This window comes from Arthrobacter sp. zg-Y1116 (assembly GCF_024385485.1).
In the GTDB taxonomy this organism is placed as follows: Bacteria; Actinomycetota; Actinomycetes; order Actinomycetales; family Micrococcaceae; genus Arthrobacter_B.
Genome location: NZ_JANFLR010000002.1, coordinates 796,276 through 814,677 on the forward strand (window position 1 = coordinate 796,276; position 18,402 = coordinate 814,677).

At 66.4% G+C, this 18,402-nt stretch carries 15 protein-coding genes; 2 read left to right on the forward strand and 13 right to left on the reverse strand.

What is annotated here, in order from left to right:
* Positions 1–13 precede the first annotated feature (13 nt).
* The 8 genes from nadD to NNX34_RS10520 all read right to left on the reverse strand — a co-directional run bounded on the left by nadD (position 14) and on the right by NNX34_RS10520 (position 9,681).
* Positions 14–679, reverse strand: coding sequence for a nicotinate-nucleotide adenylyltransferase (nadD, locus tag NNX34_RS10485; protein ID WP_255766437.1), 666 nt, complete (start codon positions 677–679; stop codon positions 14–16).
* 35 nt (positions 680–714) lie between these two features.
* Positions 715–948, reverse strand: coding sequence for a hypothetical protein (locus tag NNX34_RS10490; protein WP_227921083.1), 234 nt, complete (start codon positions 946–948; stop codon positions 715–717).
* 119 nt (positions 949–1,067) lie between these two features.
* Positions 1,068–2,378 (reverse strand): glutamate-5-semialdehyde dehydrogenase, encoded by a 1,311-nt coding sequence (locus NNX34_RS10495; RefSeq protein WP_255766438.1) that lies wholly within the window; start codon positions 2,376–2,378, stop codon positions 1,068–1,070.
* Positions 2,375–3,589 (reverse strand): glutamate 5-kinase, encoded by a 1,215-nt coding sequence (proB, locus tag NNX34_RS10500; protein WP_255766440.1) that lies wholly within the window; start codon positions 3,587–3,589, stop codon positions 2,375–2,377. Before proB ends, NNX34_RS10495 begins: the two co-directional genes overlap by 4 nt.
* A gap of 52 nt (positions 3,590–3,641) precedes the next feature.
* Positions 3,642–5,225, reverse strand: coding sequence for a GTPase ObgE (gene obgE / locus NNX34_RS10505; protein ID WP_255766441.1), 1,584 nt, complete (start codon positions 5,223–5,225; stop codon positions 3,642–3,644).
* A gap of 107 nt (positions 5,226–5,332) precedes the next feature.
* Positions 5,333–5,596 (reverse strand): 50S ribosomal protein L27, encoded by a 264-nt coding sequence (gene rpmA / locus NNX34_RS10510; RefSeq protein WP_104053918.1) that lies wholly within the window; start codon positions 5,594–5,596, stop codon positions 5,333–5,335.
* 84 nt (positions 5,597–5,680) lie between these two features.
* The gene (gene rplU / locus NNX34_RS10515; RefSeq protein ID WP_146361875.1) at positions 5,681–5,992 is read right to left on the reverse strand and encodes a 50S ribosomal protein L21; all 312 of its coding nucleotides are present in this window, start codon (positions 5,990–5,992) and stop codon (positions 5,681–5,683) included.
* Positions 5,993–6,363: 371 nt separating this feature from the next.
* Positions 6,364–9,681, reverse strand: a complete 3,318-nt coding sequence (locus NNX34_RS10520; protein ID WP_255766442.1) for a ribonuclease E/G — start codon at positions 9,679–9,681, stop codon at positions 6,364–6,366.
* 441 nt (positions 9,682–10,122) lie between these two features.
* Between NNX34_RS10520 and NNX34_RS10525 the strand changes: the two genes are divergently transcribed.
* Positions 10,123–10,782, forward strand: coding sequence for a vitamin K epoxide reductase family protein (locus NNX34_RS10525; RefSeq protein ID WP_370647256.1), 660 nt, complete (start codon positions 10,123–10,125; stop codon positions 10,780–10,782).
* A gap of 35 nt (positions 10,783–10,817) precedes the next feature.
* Here NNX34_RS10525 and NNX34_RS10530 read toward each other — a convergent pair whose 3' ends face one another.
* Positions 10,818–11,456, reverse strand: coding sequence for a hypothetical protein (locus NNX34_RS10530; protein ID WP_255766443.1), 639 nt, complete (start codon positions 11,454–11,456; stop codon positions 10,818–10,820).
* 126 nt (positions 11,457–11,582) lie between these two features.
* On the opposite strand from NNX34_RS10530, the gene NNX34_RS10535 reads away from it, so the two are divergent.
* The gene (locus NNX34_RS10535) at positions 11,583–12,683 is read left to right on the forward strand and encodes an SDR family oxidoreductase (RefSeq protein WP_255766444.1); all 1,101 of its coding nucleotides are present in this window, start codon (positions 11,583–11,585) and stop codon (positions 12,681–12,683) included.
* 84 nt (positions 12,684–12,767) lie between these two features.
* On the opposite strand, the gene ndk is transcribed toward NNX34_RS10535, so the two are convergent.
* Genes ndk through ileS form a run of 4 tightly spaced genes read right to left on the reverse strand, consistent with a single transcriptional unit; the run spans position 12,768 to position 18,390 of the window.
* On the reverse strand, positions 12,768–13,184 hold the full coding sequence (gene ndk / locus NNX34_RS10540; RefSeq protein WP_227921063.1) for a nucleoside-diphosphate kinase: 417 nt from the start codon (positions 13,182–13,184) through the stop codon (positions 12,768–12,770).
* Between the two features lie 39 nt (positions 13,185–13,223).
* Entirely contained in the window at positions 13,224–13,700 is a 477-nt protein-coding gene (locus tag NNX34_RS10545; RefSeq protein WP_255766445.1) for a DUF4233 domain-containing protein, read from the reverse strand.
* A gap of 11 nt (positions 13,701–13,711) precedes the next feature.
* The gene (locus NNX34_RS10550) at positions 13,712–15,091 is read right to left on the reverse strand and encodes a folylpolyglutamate synthase/dihydrofolate synthase family protein (protein ID WP_255766446.1); all 1,380 of its coding nucleotides are present in this window, start codon (positions 15,089–15,091) and stop codon (positions 13,712–13,714) included.
* Entirely contained in the window at positions 15,091–18,390 is a 3,300-nt protein-coding gene (gene ileS, locus NNX34_RS10555; RefSeq protein ID WP_255766447.1) for an isoleucine--tRNA ligase, read from the reverse strand. The genes NNX34_RS10550 and ileS overlap by 1 nt, the downstream gene beginning before the upstream one ends.
* Between the last annotated feature and the right edge of the window lie 12 nt (positions 18,391–18,402).

Consider the following 18,402-nt stretch of genomic DNA (forward strand, 5'->3'; position numbering starts at 1 on the left):
CCGGTATGTGTATTTACGCTACTGGTTCTGTTTCGGTTTCCGCGGAGTTCGGAGCCTGCCTGTCGGCGGCGTACAAACGGTGCTTCGCGATGTACTGCACTACCCCGTCCGGGACGAGGTACCACACGGGGTTGCCTTCGGCCACGCGGCGCCGGCAATCGGTCGACGAAATCGCCATGGCCGGCACGTCCAACAGGAAGACGTCATCCCGGCCGACGTTCTCCAGAACGTGCCCCGGCCGCGTCACCCCCACGAACCGCGCCAGTGACCACAGCTCCTGGATGTCTTTCCAGGACAGGATCTGCGCCATGGCATCGGCGCCGGTAATGAAGAACAGGTCAGCCTCGGGCCTTGCCGTCTTCAAGTCACGCAGAGTATCAATGGTGTACGTAGGGCCCGGCCGGTCGATGTCGACGCGGCTCACCGTGAACCGCGGGTTCGATGCCGTAGCAATGACCGTCATCAGGTACCGGTGCTCGGCCGGACTCACCTGCTGGGCGGCCGGCTTATGCCACGGGTCGCCGGTGGGGACGAAAACCACTTCGTCCAGATCGAACGTGGACGCAACCTCACTCGCGGCAACCAGGTGGCCGTTATGAATGGGGTCGAACGTTCCACCCATGACTCCGAGGCGGAATCTGCGCTTTCCGTTGCTTTGTGTCCGCTGCGGTTCACCCATGGGGAAGAACGCCTCCGCTGACTCCACGTACGGGGTCAGTCCCGGATGGCCTGGCCGTGGTCATGCTTGTCGGGGAACTGGCGCTGGGGGTCAACGTGCTCCGGCTCGGCCGTGTGGCGGTTGCCCACATTGGAGAAGGACACCGTGATCAGCATCAGCAGCAGCAGCGCCGCAAAGATCACTCCGCCGTAGACGTACGGAGACGCCGGCAGTTCAACGTGGTGTTCTTCGGCAGCAGTAAACACGGCGCCCGTAAGCTGGATCAGCATGTATCTCCCCTAGAGATCGATAGGTTCCGCCGGGCAGCCGGCGGAACGGGTTCTTAGTCAATGGTACGCGTAACGGAGTGCACATCGCAGCCGGACCCGTCGCCGGGCGCTGGACGGAACTAGTCGCGGATCTGCCCGTCGCCCTGGATGATCCATTTCGTGGTGGTCAGTTCCCTGAGCCCCATGGGGCCGCGCGCATGCATTTTCTGCGTGGAAATGCCCACCTCGGCGCCGAGCCCGAGTTCGCCCCCGTCCGTGAACCTGGTGGAGGCATTGACAATCACCGCCGCGGAATCGATCTCCGCAATGAACCGCTCCGCATTGGCAAGGTCATTGGTGATGATCGCTTCAGTGTGTCCGGTGGTCCAGCGCCGAATGTGCTCCAGCGCGTCATCGAGCGTGTCCACTACCGCCACGGCCAGGTCCAGGTCCATGTACTCACGCCCCCAGTCGCCGTCGTCGGCTTTTTCCGCGCTGACTCCGGCGGGCAGCAGTTCCATGGCGCGGGGGTCGGCGTGCAGGCGGACGCCGGCGGCAGCCAGCGCCGCCAGGACGTCGCGGGCAGCCGGAGCACCCTCGTGGATGAGCAGGGTCTCGACGGTATTGCAGACGCTGGGGCGCTGCGTCTTGGCGTTGAGCAGGATATCCACTGCCATCTCCACCGGCGCCGTCCGGTCCAGGTAGATGTGGACGTTGCCCTCCCCCGTCTCGATGACGGGCACGGTGGCGTTGGTGACGACGGACTGGATCAGGGAGCGGCCGCCGCGCGGAATCAGCACGTCCACCCGGCCCCGGGCCTTCATCAGGACGGTGGCGCCCTCACGGCCGTACTGGTCAACGCTCTGCACGGCATCGGCGGGCAGGCCCGCTTCCTCGAGGGAGTCACGGATGATCTCCACGAGGACGGCGTTGGTGTTCTCCGCGGCGCTGCCGCCGCGCAGGAGAACGGCATTGCCGCTTTTCAGCGCCAGTCCGGCAATATCGAGGGTGACGTTGGGGCGGGCCTCGTAGATCGCGGCCACCACGCCCATCGGAACATGCACCTGGCGCAGCCGCAGGCCGTTGGGCAGCGTCTGGCCGCGGGCTACGGATCCCACCGGATCCGGCAGCCCGGCCAGGTTCTCCAGCGCTGCGGCCAGCGCGGTGATGCGTGCCGGCGTCAGCGACAGCCGGTCCAGCATGGCCGCGGAGGTCCCGTTGTCCCGGCCTGCCGCCACATCGCGGGCGTTGGCCGCAAGGATGGCGGCCTGTTTCGCATTGACGTTCTGCGCAATCTGCCGCAGGGCGCGGTCCTTCCAGGCACGGTTGGCCCGCGCCAGGCGCCGGGCAGCCGCGCGGGAACGGTCGGCAAGGGCATGGACCTGGGCTTCCACGCCGTTGTCCGTGCCGGCAGGTTCCAGGTCAGCCTCTGTTGTGTTCACGGAAGTCATGACCCCAGTGTAGGCCCGGTGCCGGCATCCGGCGCGGGTGCCGGTGCTTCGTTGGGGTGCAGGAGAACGAGGTCGTTAACGTGGACCACCGCGCGTTCATAGCCGCGCCCCAGCTCGCGGGACAGTTCCCGGGTGGAGCGGCCGAGCATGGAGGGCAGCTCGTCCGAACCGTAGTTGGTCAGGCCATGGGCAATCACGCGGCCCGCGGTATCGGCCAGGGCAACGGCGTCACCGGGTTCGAACTGCCCCTTGACCGCAGTGATTCCTGCCGGCAGCAGCGAACGGTGCCGGTCCCCCACTGCCTTTGCGGCGCCGTCGTCGAGCACCAGGGTGCCTTGGATACGGGCGAGGTGGGCGAGCCACAGCAGGCGGATGGACCGGCGCCGGCCGCGGGTGGTGAACCAGGTGCCCACGTCTTCTCCGGCCAGCGCGGCGGCCGCGTTGGCCGTGGACGTGACCAGTGCCGGGATGCCCGATTCCGCGGCAATGGTGGCTGCTTCGACCTTGGTTGCCATCCCGCCCGTACCGACGCCGGCCCTGCCCACCTTGCCGATCCGCACGTCCGCCAGGTCCTTGGGACCGGTGACTTCGGGGATGCGGCGGGCACCCTCGGACGGCGGACCGTCGTAGAGGGCGTCGACGTCGGATAGCAGGATGAGCGCGTCGGCCTTCACGAGGTGCGCCACCAGGGCGGCCAGGCGGTCATTGTCGCCGAAGCGGATTTCGTGGCTGGCGACGGCGTCGTTCTCATTCACGATCGGCAGGACACCGAAGTTCAGCAGCCGTTCCATGGCCCGGTGCGCATTGGCGTGATGGGCGCGGCGCATCAGGTCCTCAATGGTGAGCAGCACCTGGCTGACGGTGACACCGTGCACACTGAACGCCTGCGTGTAACGCGCCATCAGCAGGCCCTGGCCCACGCTGGCGGCAGCCTGCTGGGAGGAAAGCTGCGCCGGACGCTTGGTGAGGCCCAGCGGCGCCAGCCCGGCGCTGATAGCGCCGGAGGAGACCAGGATGATCTCGGTTCCCTGCGCATGCCGGGCGGAAAGCACGTCGGCCAGGGACCGCAGGGCAGAGTCGGAGATCCCGCCCGCCACGGAGGTCAGGGACGAGGAACCTACCTTGACCACCACCCGGCGGGCCCGGGCAAGCCCGGAGCGGGAAGTCAACGCACGGCGGGCAGGAGAGGCGAATTCGATGTGTTCACTCATAACCTGCCCAGCCTATGCGCTGCGCCCCGTCCCTACCGGGAAGATGAAGGCGTTACTCCGCTTCGTTACCCTCGACGTCCGCAGGACGGGACGAGTGCTTGTAGTTCACGGACTCGGTCCAGATGCCTGCCTTGCGCTCGGCTTCGAGCTCGTCCCGGGCGGCAGCCCGGGCTTCCTTGCGCTTCTGGTGGTCGCCGCGCTTTTCCTCGCGGGTGGGGCGGGAGAAGTCTTCGACACGGATGTCGCTGCCACGCGGGGAGGCGGCAAGCAGTTCCGCACCGCCGATCATCGTGGGCTCCCAGTCGAAGACGACGCCGTCGCCCTCGCCGATGACCACGGCGTCACCGGGCTTGGCGCCTTCCTTGAACAGTTTCTCCTCCACGCCCAGCTTGGCCAGGCGGTCCGCCAGGTAGCCCACGGCTTCGTCATTGGTGAAGTCGGTCTGCTGGACCCAGCGAACCGGCTTCTCGCCCAGGACGCGGAAGAGCGGCTCAAGGTTGCGCTCCTCGCGGCGGATCAGGAAGCCGCCCTTGTAGTTGACGCCGCGCGGCTTCAGGACCGGCGGCTGGATGCGCGGCGGAGCCTTCTCCACGGCGTCCCGTGCTTCCTTGACGATGGCAGCCATGGCGAACCCGAGCTCACGCAGGCCTTCATGGCTGGACGCGGAAACCTCGAACACGCGGTAGCCGCGCTTCTCCAGTTCCGGCCGGACGAACTCGGCCATGTCGCGGCCGTCAGGAACGTCGACCTTGTTCAGTGCGACAAGGCGGGGACGGCGGTTCAGCGGCACGACGTCGCCGTCGGTGCCCGCGTAGCTCATGTCCACTTCGTACTTCTCGAGCTCGCGCTCAATGACTTCCAGGTCCCCAATGGGGTCCCGATCCGTTTCCAGTGCGGCACAATCCAGCACGTGCACCAGGGCGGCGCAGCGTTCCACGTGGCGCAGGAAGTTGTGGCCCAGGCCCTTGCCTTCCGAGGCGCCTTCAATCAGGCCGGGAACGTCGGCGACGGTAAAGCGCACGTCACCGGACTGGACAACGCCCAGGTTCGGGATCAGCGTGGTGAAGGGGTAGTCGGCGATCTTCGGCCGGGCCGCGGAGATGGCCGCAATCAGCGAGGACTTGCCGGCCGACGGGAAGCCGACCAGTGCAATGTCGGCGATGGACTTGAGCTCCAGGACAATGTCGGACTCTTCGCCGGGCACGCCCAGCAGCGCGAATCCGGGAGCCTTGCGCTTCTGTGAGGAAAGCGAGGAGTTGCCCAGGCCGCCCTGGCCGCCGGCGGCGGCGATGTACTCGGAGCCCTCCCCAACCAGGTCCGCCAGGACCTCGCCGGCCTTGTTCTTGACGACGGTGCCGTCCGGCACGGGGAGGATCAGCGTCTCGCCGGTCTTGCCCGCGCGCCAGTCGCCCATCCCGTTGCCGCCGTTGGTGGCATGCCGGTGCGGGGCGTGGTGGTAGTCCAGCAGGGTGGTGGTATTCGAGTCAACGCGCAGGATGACGTCGCCGCCGTCGCCGCCGTTGCCGCCGTCGGGCCCACCCAGGGGCTTGAACTTTTCACGCTTGACGGACACGCAACCATGGCCGCCTGTACCGCCCGAAACATGCAGCACTACGCGGTCTACAAAGCTGGCCATGGTTCTCCTTCAAAGGAACTTCTTGATCATGCCAATTCTACTTGGCTTAAAAAACGACGGGGCGGGCCATCAAGGCCCGCCCCGTCGGAAAAGCTAAATGCCGGTGATTACTCGGCGGCTGCAGCAGCCACGATGTTCACGACGCGGCGGCCACGACGGCTGCCGAATTCAACTGCGCCTGCTTCCAGGGCGAACAGGGTGTCGTCGCCTCCGCGGCCAACGCCCTCACCCGGGTGGAAGTGGGTGCCGCGCTGGCGAACGATGATTTCGCCTGCCTTGACAACCTGGCCGCCGAAACGCTTTACGCCGAGGTACTGGGCGTTGGAGTCGCGACCGTTGCGAGTGGAACTCGCACCTTTCTTATGTGCCATTTCTTTGCCTGCCTTTGCTAACTGATATTGAAACCCTCAGGCGGGATCACACCCGCGTTCCCGGCCCTGGGGCCGGCAGGAGAATCAGGAGTTGATGGACGTAACCTTGACCTTGGTCAGCGAGGAGCGGTAGCCCTGACGCTTCTTGTAGCCGGTCTTGTTCTTGAACTTCTGGATAACAATCTTCGGACCCCGGAAGTTCTCGACGATTTCTGCAGTCACGGTAACCTTGGCCAGGTCCTGTGCAGCAGAGGTGACCTTGTCGCCATCAACCAAAAGCAGGGCAGGCAGCTCAAAGGTGCTACCGGCTCCACCGGGGACGCGGTCCAGGGTTACGAGGTCTCCGACGGAAACCTTTTCTTGGCGGCCGCCAGCGCGGACAATCGCGTACACCACTTGGGAACTCACTTCTCTCGACGTTTAATACTTGGATGCGCATTTAGCTGGGACCAGATTGGGCCTGCCTTGCGCCATGCAGTTCCGCCTAAGCCGATAAACGGTTGGAAGGCGTTCGCACCGAAGTTCAAGGCTACGCTAATGGTCCTATAACCCGCAAATGCGGTGCCTGCACACGGTATATGCAGCCGTACATATGCACTCAGACCAAGGGCGCCACCGAACCGGTGCCACTGCTCGATCTCTACTTTATCCCATGATGCCGGTGTTCCGGGCATCGGCGCCACGGCGGGTCCATGGCACGGGCTTAAAAGCCTGCGGGCGGCCCGGCCCCTAAGGGACAGGCCGCCCGCAGGCAGTGGTACGCGGGCCTACAGCTCGGAGGCGGGTACGCCTACGCCAAGGATCACCGGAGCCGCAGCACCGGTCTTTTCCTCACGGGCAACCGGCGGCTTGCCGGCCGCCGTAACCGTATGCCGTGCCGGCGTGGAGGAAACTGCTTCCCCTGCTGCCGGTGCCAGGACCTCGGCGGCACCCTGCGGGCTGCTGGCTGCCCTGCGGCGGCGTGCCGGGCGGGCCGGTGCCTCCGGTGCGGATGCCTGCACTGCAGCCTGCCGGGTGGACTTCGGCTCCTGCGCCTGGGCAGCGGGCTCCGGATCGGCGGCCGGCTGCACGGGCTGGGACACGGCCGAGGCGACCTCGTTGAAGGCTTCGGTCAGGCTTTCGAGGGTCAGGACGGGTTCTTCCTTCACCTGGCGGCGCCTCTGGCGGCGGGGAACCACTACGGTTTCCCCCTGGATGTTCAGCACGGCCCCCGGCTCGGTGTCGGACTCATCATCGGCTGCCTCATTCGCGGCCGGTACCGACGATCCCGCGTCGCCGTTGGCGGCAGCGTCAACCACCTCGTGTGCGGCGGCGGTCGCAGCGGCAATGCTGGCCAAGGCCGCGCGGGCGGCTTCGGCCTTCGCCTGCCGCTCGGCGTCTTCCTGTACCGGTTCCTCAGCCTGCGGCTGCTCTTCCGCTGCCTGGACGTTGCCGTTCTGTCCGCGGCTGCGGTTGCGCTTACGGTCCCCGCGGGACTGCTTTTCCTGCTTGAGGTGCTGCTGGTGGTTATCATCGGCAACCGCGTGGCCGTTGCCGGCCGGCGTGTGGCTGGTGCTGCGGCGGTGCTCCACGGGTACGTCCTGCGTGACGACGCCGCGGCCGTCGCAGTGCTCGCAGGTCTCACCGAAGACCTCGAGCAGGCCGGTGCCCATGCGCTTGCGGGTCATCTGTACCAGGCCCAGCGAGGTAACCTCGGCGACCTGGTGCTTGGTACGGTCCCGGCCCAGGCACTCCACGAGACGGCGCAGCACCAGGTCGCGGTTGGCTTCAAGGACCATGTCGATGAAGTCGATGACGATGATGCCGCCGATGTCGCGCAGACGCAGCTGGCGGACCACTTCTTCGGCCGCTTCGAGGTTGTTCTTGGTGACGGTTTCTTCCAGGTTGCCGCCGCTGCCGGTGAACTTGCCCGTGTTGACGTCCACCACTGTCATGGCTTCGGTGCGGTCAATCACCAGGGAGCCGCCCGAAGGCAGGAACACCTTGCGGTCCAGCGCCTTGGCAATCTGCTCGTCGATGCGGTGCGCCGAGAAGATGTCCTCGTCCTTGGTCCACTTCTCGAGGCGTCCCACCAGGTCCGGAGCCACGTACGTGACATAGGCCTCGATGGTGTCCCAGGCCTCTTCACCGGAGACCACAAGCTTGGAGAAGTCCTCGTTGAAGACGTCGCGGACCACCTTGATGGTCAGGTCCGGTTCGCCGTACAGGAGTTCCGGCGGCAGCGTCTTGGTGGACGTGGACTTGGCTTCGATGTTCTCCCACTGGGCGCGGAGGCGGTTGATGTCATTCATCAACTCTTCCTCGCTGGCACCTTCAGCGGCAGTGCGCACAATGACCCCGGCGTTTTCCGGCAGGTGGTCCTTGAGGATCTTCTTGAGCCGGTTGCGTTCGACGTCGGGCAGCTTGCGTGAGATGCCGGTCATCGAACCACCCGGGACGTACACGAGGTAGCGGCCCGGCAGGGAAATCTGGCTGGTCAGGCGTGCACCCTTATGGCCCACCGGATCCTTGGTGACCTGCACCAGGACCGAATCGCCGGACTTCAGCGCCAGTTCAATACGGCGCGGCTGGCCGTCCAGGCCGGCGGCATCCCAGTTGACCTCGCCGGCGTACAGCACGGCGTTGCGTCCGCGGCCGATGTCCACGAAGGCGGCCTCCATGCTGGGCAGCACGTTCTGGACCTTGCCGACGTAGACGTTGCCGATCAGGGAGTCCTGCTGGGTGTTGGAGACAAAGTGCTCGGCGAGGACGCCGTCTTCCAGCACGCCTATCTGGATCCGCTCGTCACGCTGGCGCACAATCATCTGGCGGTCCACGGACTCACGGCGGGCCAGGAACTCAGCCTCGGTGATTACGTGGCGGCGCCGGCCCGACTCGCGGGACTCGCGGCGGCGCTGCTTCTTGGCTTCCAGCCGGGTCGACCCCTTGACGCTGGTCACGCGGTCCGAGACCGGAGCCTCGGCGTGGGCGCGCGGTGCACGCACCCGGGTGACGGTGTTGGGCGGATCATCGTCCGCTCCCCCGGTCAGTTCCAGATCGGCGTCCCCGCGGCGGCGCCGACGACGACGGCGGGAGGTTACACCGTCGGACTCGGAGTCCTCGGGGCCGGTCGCTGCTTCTTCTGCACCGGCTTCCTGCCCGTTTCCTGATTCCGAGCCCTGGCGGCTGCGGCCGCGGCGGGACCGGCGGCGGGACCGGCCGGAATCGTCGCTGCCCTCCGGCTCGTCTGTTTCTTCGGCTTCGGCGGGCTTGGCCACCGGCACGGAACGCACAGCGGTGAGGTCCGGGGCGTGGAACAGCACCGACGTGGGCGATTCCGGTACCGAGAACGGATCCAGCGCCGAGGTGGGGCCTGCGGCTTCAGCCTTTGCCGGCTCCTGGTCCTTGGCGGGGGACTCTTCCTTGGCGGGTGCTTCAGCCGCGGCGGGCAGCACAGGCTCGGCCGGGGTTTCGGCGGGTTCCGCAGCAGCGGACGCGGCCGACTCAGCCGAGCGTGCCGGGCCGGTCGGCGTGCTGGCGCGGCGGCGCGTCCGGGTTTTCGGTGCAGCGGCCGCTTCGGCAGCGGGTTCGGCAGTGTTGGTGGACTCCGGACCGGCAGCCAGCGTCACTTCGTCGGCAGCAGCGTTCTCAACGGCAACGGCATCCACGGCAGGCTTCTTGGCCGGGCTGCGGCGCCGGCGCACTGTCTTGGCGGGAGCTGCTTCAGCGGAGGCGGTTTCGGCAGCTGCGTCAGCGGAAACCGAGTCCGCAGCGGCGGAAGCGGTCTCGGCAACGGCCTCGGGGGTCTCTTCGGGCGGCATGACTGCTTCGGCGGCCGGTGCTGCCTTCTTACGGGGGGTGCGTGTGCGCTTGGGCTTCTCAGCGGCGGGCGCGGGGGTTTCCGGCTGGATGTCCGCCGCTGCCGTTTCGGCTTGCGGCGCCTCCGCTGCGGACTGCCCTGCGGGGGACGCAGCGGGGACAGACTTACGGCGGCTGCGGGTGGCCTTTTTTACGGGTGCCGGCTGCTCGCCCTGCTGCACGGGAAGATCCCCTGCCGCTGCGGTTTCCACAGGCAGTTCATTGGTTCCATTATTCTGATTAGTCATGTAGGCCTATGCTCCGGCCCTGCGGCACTGGCCACATTCCAATGCCCCAAGGCAATGTGTCGGCTGTGCGGTGGCATCGCAGCCTGCCCGCCAGCCGGAAGTCGTCTGGATGTCATTCGAGGTCGTGCCAGCTGTGGGGCGCGGTATCACTCGAAGACCAGCGGCGCTTTTCCTGCTACCCCTGCGGAACGGATAATTTTCGTTACGGCTGTTCTGGGTAGGTCTGGCCGGCGGATTCCCTGGTTCCCATCCGGATTGATGGGCCAACTACACGGGAAGCGTCACCGGCAGAACCGGAAGCCTGTCGCTGGACCGGCGACGGAATGTGGTTCCGTTGTCAGCCAAGCTTCATTATCGCATACGGCCGCCTTTTTGGCCCGTCCCTGCGCATAGACTCGACGCAGATAGTTACTTCCGACAGCTACTCCGTAAGGAGCTTCCGTGCCCTCCAGCGCAGCCCGTCCATCATCCGGCGCCACCCCGGACGAAGCCGCCGATCCCCGGGACCAGGCAGCCGCTGCCGTCCGTCCGGAACGCCGGTCCTTTGCCTGGACGCTCCTGGTCACCTCGGTAGTCGGTTGGGTCGCGTCCGGCATCCTCGTGATTGAACGCCTCCACGTGTACGCGGACGCCGACTACATCACCAGCTGCGACATCAGCCCGTGGGTCTCCTGCGGAACGGTGTTCCAGACCTGGCAGGCGGCCATCTTCGGCTTCCCCAACCCGCTGATCGGCATCGTGGCCTTCGCCGTCGTCATCACCACTGCCATGGGGCTGCTGGCGGGTGCCCGGTTCGCCCGCTGGTACTGGATCGGACTGCAGATCGGCGTCACCCTCGGCATGGTGTTCGTGGTCTGGCTGTGGAGCCAGGCACTGTTCGACATTTACGTGCTGTGCATCTACTGCATCGTGGTGTGGGCGGCCATGATTCCGCTGTTCGTCTTCACGACCATCCGCAACCTGACGGCCGGCACCATCCCGGCGCCGGCCGGCCTGGTCCGCTTCCTCACGGACTGGGCGTGGCCGATCGTCGTTCTCCTCTGGGTCGCGACGGCGGCGTCCATCTTCTTCCGGTTCCTGAACTCCTTCCTGGGCAGCTAGACCTCCCCCGGAGTCTCAGCGGCCTTGGGTTGAAGCTACCGTTCCAGCGGAAGCCCCCAGGCGAGCACCACCGGTATGTCCTGGCCCTCCCATGTGGCCGTCAGCGAGGGGTCCGGTGCCGTGCGTCCGTCCAGGTCCAGCAAGCGCACTACGGAGAACTCCCAGCCGCCCTCGGTCAGGACGGAGGTTGCCCAGCCCTCCGGATCGGAAGCAGGCGCATCAACCAGCCCGGCGCCGTCGGGCATCCCCGTGCTGCTGACCTGCACGGTTTCGGACAACAGCTCGCGTCCGCCGTCGCTTTCAAGGTACTGGGCGGCCTGCGGCTGCCGGGAAAGGAGTGCCGCTTCCAGGGCCCGGGCGTAGACCGGGTCGCCGAGCGCGTCGTAGACCCAGCGCCGCCCGAGCACCGAGTGCTCCATTTCGTTGATCAGGAATTCCTCCGCGCCGGCCAGCGGTGCGCCGCGGTAGGTCAGGGGCACCTGCAGCAGCAGTGAACCGGCTTCCACGATATGGGTTTCGATTCCCACCTCGCCCTCGGGGTCATCGAACCGGAAGGAAGCCACCTTCCGAGCCGTCACCGGTTCCGTTGAGGGAAACCACCAGGTGCCCGGCAACCAGCCGGAGATCAATTCCATTTTGCCCGGACGCAGCTCGGCGTCGTATATAAGTGCCATGGCCACAGCCTAGGCGACTTTCTCCGGAACCCGTGAGGAATTTCCCCCGCCGGTTCCCCGTTGGCCCAGAGGAAGGCGTGCGGAAGATTGCCCCGCAGCGCCGCATTTCGATCCATGAGGAGAACCATGCTCAGAACCACGCCCGCCCGCCCGGAAACTCCCCGCACCGCACTCGTTGCCGGCGCCACCGGAATCGCCGGAGCGGCCCTGGTGGACCTGCTCGCGAACGAGGGCTGGACCGTCCTGGCCTTGTCCCGGAAGGCCGGAAACCCCGACCCGGCGCGTCCCGGCGTCGTTCCGGTTGCAGCGGACCTCGGTTCCCCCGACAGCCTGGCAAAGGCGCTGGAAGGCGCCCGCCCCACGCATGTCTTCTTTACGTCCTGGTCCCGGCAGGAGACGGAGGCGGAGAACATTGCCGTCAATTCGGCCATGGTCCGGAACCTGCTCACCGCCCTGGCGGACGCTCCCCTGGAGCATGTGGCCCTGATGACCGGGCTCAAGCACTACATGGGGCCGTTCGAGGCGTACGGGGAGGGTCCCATGCCGGACACTCCCTTCTCCGAAGACGAGCCGCGCCTGCCGGTGGAGAACTTCTACTATGCGCAGGAAGACGAACTGATGGCAGCGGCCGAGCGGCAGGGCTTCGCCTGGTCGGTCCACCGTGCCCACACCGTGATCGGCTTCGCCGTCGGCAACGCCATGAACATGGGACAGACCCTTGCCGTGCAGGCGACACTCTGCCGCGAGCTGGGGATGCCGTTTATTTTCCCGGGTTCCGAAACCCAGTGGAATTCGGTCACCGACATGACCGACGCCGGCCTGCTTGCCGAGCACATGCTTTGGGCCGCTACGGATGGGCACACCGCCAATGAAGCCTTCAACGTGGTCAACGGCGACGTTTTCCGCTGGCGTTCCCTGTGGCCGCGCCTGGCCGCCGAGTTCGGGGTGGAACCCGTCGGTTTTGAGTCGGAGCCGCGTCCGCTGGAGGAGCAAATGGCCGGCATGTCCGAAGCCTGGGCGAAGATTGCCGCCGAGCACGGCCTGGCCGAGCCTGACCTCGGACGCCTGGCTTCCTGGTGGCACACCGATGCCGACCTTGGCCGGAAGGTCGAGGTACTCACGGATATGAGCAAGAGCCGGGTCGCCGGTTTCACGGGCTACCGCCGCACGGAGGATGCCTTCAAGGCGCTCTTTGCGCGGCTTCGGGCCGAAAACCTGATTCCCTAACGGGCGGGAAGCAGGCGGATTACACAGGAAGGGCCGGCACCAGTGATGGTGCCGGCCCTTCCTGCGTCCGGATGGACTGTGCTGTCAGTTGAACCAGATGCCGATTTCGCGGGCCGCCGATTCAGGCGAATCGGACCCGTGGACCAGGTTCTGCTGGACGGCGGAACCCCAGTCGCGGCCGAAGTCGCCGCGGATGGTGCCCGGTGCCGCCGTGGTGGGGTCGGTGGTGCCGGCCAGGGACCGGAAGCCTTCAATCACGCGCTGTCCTTCAAGGACCACCGCAACAATCGGCCCGCTGAGCATGAACTCGACCAGCGGCTCGTAGAACGGCTTGCCCTGGTGCTCGGCGTAGTGCTCTTCGAGGATGCCGCGAGTGGCTTCGGTCTTCTTCAGCTCGGCCACGGTGTAACCCTTGGCTTCGATCCGGGCCAGGATGGCTCCGGTGAGCCGGCGCTCGACGCCGTCGGGCTTGATCAGGACAAGTGTGCGCTCGGTGCTCACGGTGTATCTCCTTGGAACGATCGGATATCGGATCTAAGCCTAGTCGGTGCCGGCGGCGGTTTCGGGGCCGGCTGCCGCGTTGCCTTCCTCGGGATGGGCTTTCTCCCATTCGGCCTGCATCCGGTCCCGTTCGCGGTTTTCCCGGTCCAGGCGCATTCCGGCTTTGAGTCCGTACCACCAGGTCATGGCGAAGAGCACGCCGACGAGGAACATCATGGGTTCCAGGAATCCGCTGGCAATGATCACCAGCTGCAGGATCCACCCGATCAGCGGACCCGCCGGCTTGGAGAGCAGCGCACAGGTTCCGATCAGCGCCACTGCCAGCAGCAGTCCGCCGCTGAGCAGCAGCGGCGGGGAGATGCTGTCCCGGTGCAGCCCGAAGACCGCCAGCGTCCCGAACAGCACCACGAATGCTTCCAGTGTCAGCACCGTCGACGCGAACATTACCTTGACGGAGCGGCGCTTCTTGGGCATTCCCGGACGCCATTCGCGCTGCGCTTTGGTCAGTTTAGCCATGGCTGCGAAGCCTACTTTCCGAGGAGGGTGCGCGCTTCGGCGACCAAGGTGATGGAACCGACCACGAGCACGCCGCCGGAGAGATCGTTGTTCTCCTCAGCCTTGGCTACGGCCCATTCGATGGCGTTGTCCAGGCCGGGCTCGACCTGGATGTCTTCGTCGGCGAACCCGGCGTCCACGGCATCCTGGACCAGTTCCTCGGCGGGAATGGCCCGCGGCGAGCCGGACTGGGTCAGGACAACGCCGCTGACCAGGTCGCCGAACTGTTCCCGGAGTTCGCTCAGGATGCCGACGGCGTCCTTCTCCGCCAGGATGCCGACCACCAGGACAAGCGTGGTGAAGTTGAACGCCTCGCGCAGCGCCTCAGCGGTTGCCTTCGCGCCCGCCGGGTTGTGCGCGGCGTCGACAACGATGGTGGGTGCGGTCCGCACCACCTCAAGGCGGCCCGGCGAGGTGACGGTCAGGAACCCGGTACGCAGCAGTTCGACGTCGAGCTCCTTGGTCCCGCCGCCGATGAAGGCTTCCAGCGCCGCCACGGCTACTGCGGCATTTTCGGCCTGGTGGGCGCCGTGCAGGGGAACCTGCAGGTCCTCATAGCGGCCGGCGAGGCCGTTGATGGTGACCATCTGTCCGCCCACTGCCATCACCCGGGATTCGACGCCGAACTCGACGCCTTCGAACCGGAACGGGACGCCTGCCTCGTGGGCCTTTTCCAGCAGCACCTGCGCTGCCTCCATGGGCTGGGCGGCGCTGATGAGGAACCCGTCCTCCTTGATGATGCCGGCCTTTTCCCGGGCAATGTCGGCGACGTCGTCGCCGAGCAGCTCGGTATGGTCCAGGGAAATGGGTGTGACTACGGAAACGGTGCCGTCGCCGACGTTGGTGGCATCGGTGATGCCGCCGAGGCCCACCTCGATGACCGCCACGTCCACCGGTTCGTCCGCGAACACCGCGAAGGCCAGGATGGTCACGGCTTCGAAGTACGTCAGCCGGGGCTCGCCCGCGGCCTCCAGCTCGGCGTCGACAATGTCCAGGTAGGGATGGATCTCGTCCCAGATCCGGACAAACGTTTCATCGCTGACAGGCTCGCCGTCAATGCTGATCCGCTCGGTGACGCTGGTCAGGTGCGGGCTGGTGTACCGGCCGGTCCGCAGCCCGTAAGCCCGCAGCCCGGCTTCGATCATGCGGGCGGTGGACGTCTTGCCGTTGGTACCGGTGATGTGGATGATCGGGAACGCCTTGTTCGGCTCCCCCAGTACCTCCATTGCCCGGAACAGCGGAGCCATGCGCGGCTCCATCTTGTTCTCCGGCGCGCGGCTAAGCAGCTCGGCGTAGACGCTCTCCACGGAGAACCCGTCAATGGAACCGGACGGGCGGTCTGCTGAACTCATTAGATCTTCTCCACTGTGACGGTGTATTTCTCGGCGTCGGTATCGGCGCCGTCGGTGACCAGGTCCCCGGTGATGACGAGGTCATCGGTGAGCGTTTCGGCCTTCACCAGGGCCACGTTGGCCTGGAGGGCGGCTGCCTCTTCCTCCCCCGTGCTGATGCGGGTGCGGATGCGGTCGCTGATATGCAGGTTCGCGTCGCGGCGGGCCTGCTGGACCGCCCGGATGGCGTCGCGGGCGGTGCCTTCGGCGGCCAGTTCCGGGGTGACCTCGGTGTTGAGCACCAGGAAGCCGCCGCCGGGCAGAACGGCAACCGCCTTGGCGGATTCCCCTTCATCCGATTCGACGACGGTTTCCAGGGTGTACTCCTGCGGCTCCAGGGCGAGGCCGCCGGCGGTGACCGTGCCGGCGTCGTCCACGGACCAGTCGCCGGACTTGGCAGCCTTGATGGCCGTCTGGACGTTCTTGCCCAGGCGGGGCCCGGCGGCGCGCGCATTGACCACGAGCTTCTGGCTGATGCCGAATTCTGCCGGGTCGGCGTCGGCGGCCTCCACCAGGCGGACGTTCTTCAGGTTCAGCTCATCCGCGATGATCGCTGCGAACTGGCCGGTCAGGGACTGCGCCTCCGGAGCGACGACGGTCATTTCGGACAGCGGCAGGCGCACGCGCAGGTTGGCACCCTTGCGGAGCGAGGAACCGACGGAGGCAATCCGGCGGGTCGCCTCCATGCGTTCCACCAGGGCCGGGTCGCTCGGGAAGAGGTCCGCGTCCGGCCAGTCGGTCAGGTGCACGGAGCGCCCGCCGGTCAGGCCGCGCCAGATTTCCTCACCGATCAGCGGCAGCAGCGGAGCTGCCACCCGGCACACGGTCTCCAGGCAGGTGTAGAGCACGTCGAAGGCCTGCGTATCTTCTTCGAAGAAGCGTGTACGGCTGCGGCGGATGTACCAGTTGGTCAGCGTGTCCATGTAGGCGCGGAGGATCTCGCAGGCCACGGACACGTCATAGGTGTCCAGTGCCGTGCCCATGTCCCGCACGAGGTCGCCGGTGGCGGCGAGCAGGTAGCGGTCCAGCGGCTCGGTGGAGTCGTAGCAGGCCTTGGCCTCGTAGCCGTTGCCGTTGTTGGCGGCGTTGGTGTAGAGGCTGAAGAAGTGCCACACATTCCACAGCGGCAGGATGGCCTGGCGGACGCCGTCGCGGATACCCTGCTCGGTGACGATCAGGTTGCCGCCGCGCAGGATCGGGGAGGCCATCAGGAACCAGCGCATCGCGTCGGAACCGTCACGGTCCAGCACCTCCGAGACATTCGGATAGTTCTGCAGCGACTTGGACATTTTCTGCCCGTCGGAGCCCAGGACAATGCCGTGGCTGATGACGTTGCGGAAGGCCGGCCGGTCAAACAGTGCCGTGGCCAGGACATGCAGGGTGTAGAACCAGCCGCGGGTCTGGCCGATGTACTCGACGATGAAGTCGCCGGGGTTGTGGTTCTCGAACCAGTCGGCGTTCTCGTGCGGGTAGTGCACCTGGGCGTACGGCATGGACCCGGAGTCGAACCACACGTCCAGGACATCCTCCACGCGGCGCATGGTGGACTGCCCGGTGGGGTCGTCCGGGTTGGGTCGCGTCAGCTCGTCGATGAACGGGCGGTGCAGGTCCGGCTGGCCTTCCTTGTTCAGCGGCAGCCGGCCGAAGTCGGCTTCCATTTCAGCCAGCGAACCGTACACGTCGGTACGGGGGTAGTTGGGATCGTCCGAAACCCAGACCGGGATGGGGCTGCCCCAGTAGCGGTTGCGGCTGATGGACCAGTCACGGGCGTTTTCCAGCCACTTGCCGAACTGGCCGTCCTTGACGTTCTCCGGGATCCAGTTGATCTGCTGGTTCAGCTCGACCATGCGGTCCTTGATCTTGGTGACCTCAACGAACCAGGAGGAGACCGCCTTGTAGATCAGCGGATTCCGGCAGCGCCAGCAGTGCGGGTAGCTGTGCTCGTAGCTGGCCTGGCGCAGCAGCCGCCCCTCCGCCTTCAGGACGCGGGTGATCGGCTTGTTGGCGTCGAAGACCTGCAGTCCGGCGATGTCGGCGAGCTCCCCGACGGCGAACATGGGCAGGAACTTGCCGCCCTCGTCCACGGAGAGGATCACGGGGATGCCGTATTCCTCGCAGACCTTCTGGTCGTCTTCACCGTAGGCGGGTGCCTGGTGGACGATGCCGGTGCCGTCGGTGGTGGTGACGTAATCCGCGGTGACGACCTGCCAGGCGTTGGCAGTGCCCCACTTTTCCGTGTCGGTGTAGTAGTTCCACAGCGGTGCGTAGCGCAGCCCGGCGAGGTCCTTGCCGAGGTGGACGGCCGTGACGGCCGCGCGGGCCGCCTCGGCGTCGTCGTACCCCAGGTCCTTCGCGTAGGAGCCCACAAGGTCCTCGGCCAGGAGGAAACGTCCCTCGCCGGCCTGGGTGCCCTTCGGACCCGCGGGCACGACGGCGTAGCGGACCTCGGGTCCGACGGCGAGGGCCATGTTAGTGGGCAGGGTCCAGGGGGTGGTGGTCCAGGCGATGGCCTGCACGCCTTCGAGCTCGGCGGAAAGCGCGTTGTCGCCGGCCGTGATGGGGAAGGTGACCGTGACCGTCTGGTCCTGGCGCATCTTGTAGACGTCGTCGTCCATGCGCAGCTCATGGTTGGACAGCGGTGTCTCGTCCTTCCAGCAGTACGGAAGCACCCGGAAACCGCTGTAGGTCAGGCCCTTTTCGTGCAGGGTCTTGAACGCCCAGATGACCGATTCCATGTACTCGACGTTGAGCGTCTTGTAATCGTTCTCGAAATCGACCCAGCGGGCCTGGCGGGTGACATAGTCCTGCCAGTCGCCGGCGTACTTCATGACCGAGGCGCGGCAGGCATCGTTGAACTTGTCGATGCCCATCTTCTCGATCTGGACCTTGTCGCTCATCCCGAGCTGCTTCATGGCCTCGAGTTCGGCGGGAAGGCCGTGGGTGTCCCACCCGAAGCGGCGTTCCACGCGGCGGCCGCGCTGGGTCTGGTAGCGGGCCACCAGGTCCTTCACGTAGCCGGTGAGCAGGTGGCCGTAGTGCGGCAGGCCGTTGGCGAAGGGCGGACCGTCGTAGAAGACGAACTCGTTCTCGCCGTCGTTTCCGGCCGGCCGGGCGTCGATGGAAGCCTGGAAGGTGCCGTCATTTTCCCAGTACTTCAGAACGCGTTCTTCGAGTTCCGGAAACCGGGGAGAGGAGGGAACGGCAGCAGAAGCTGCGTCGCCGGTGCTGGCTTTGGGGTATACAGAGGGCATATTCGTCATCCTGATAGCGGC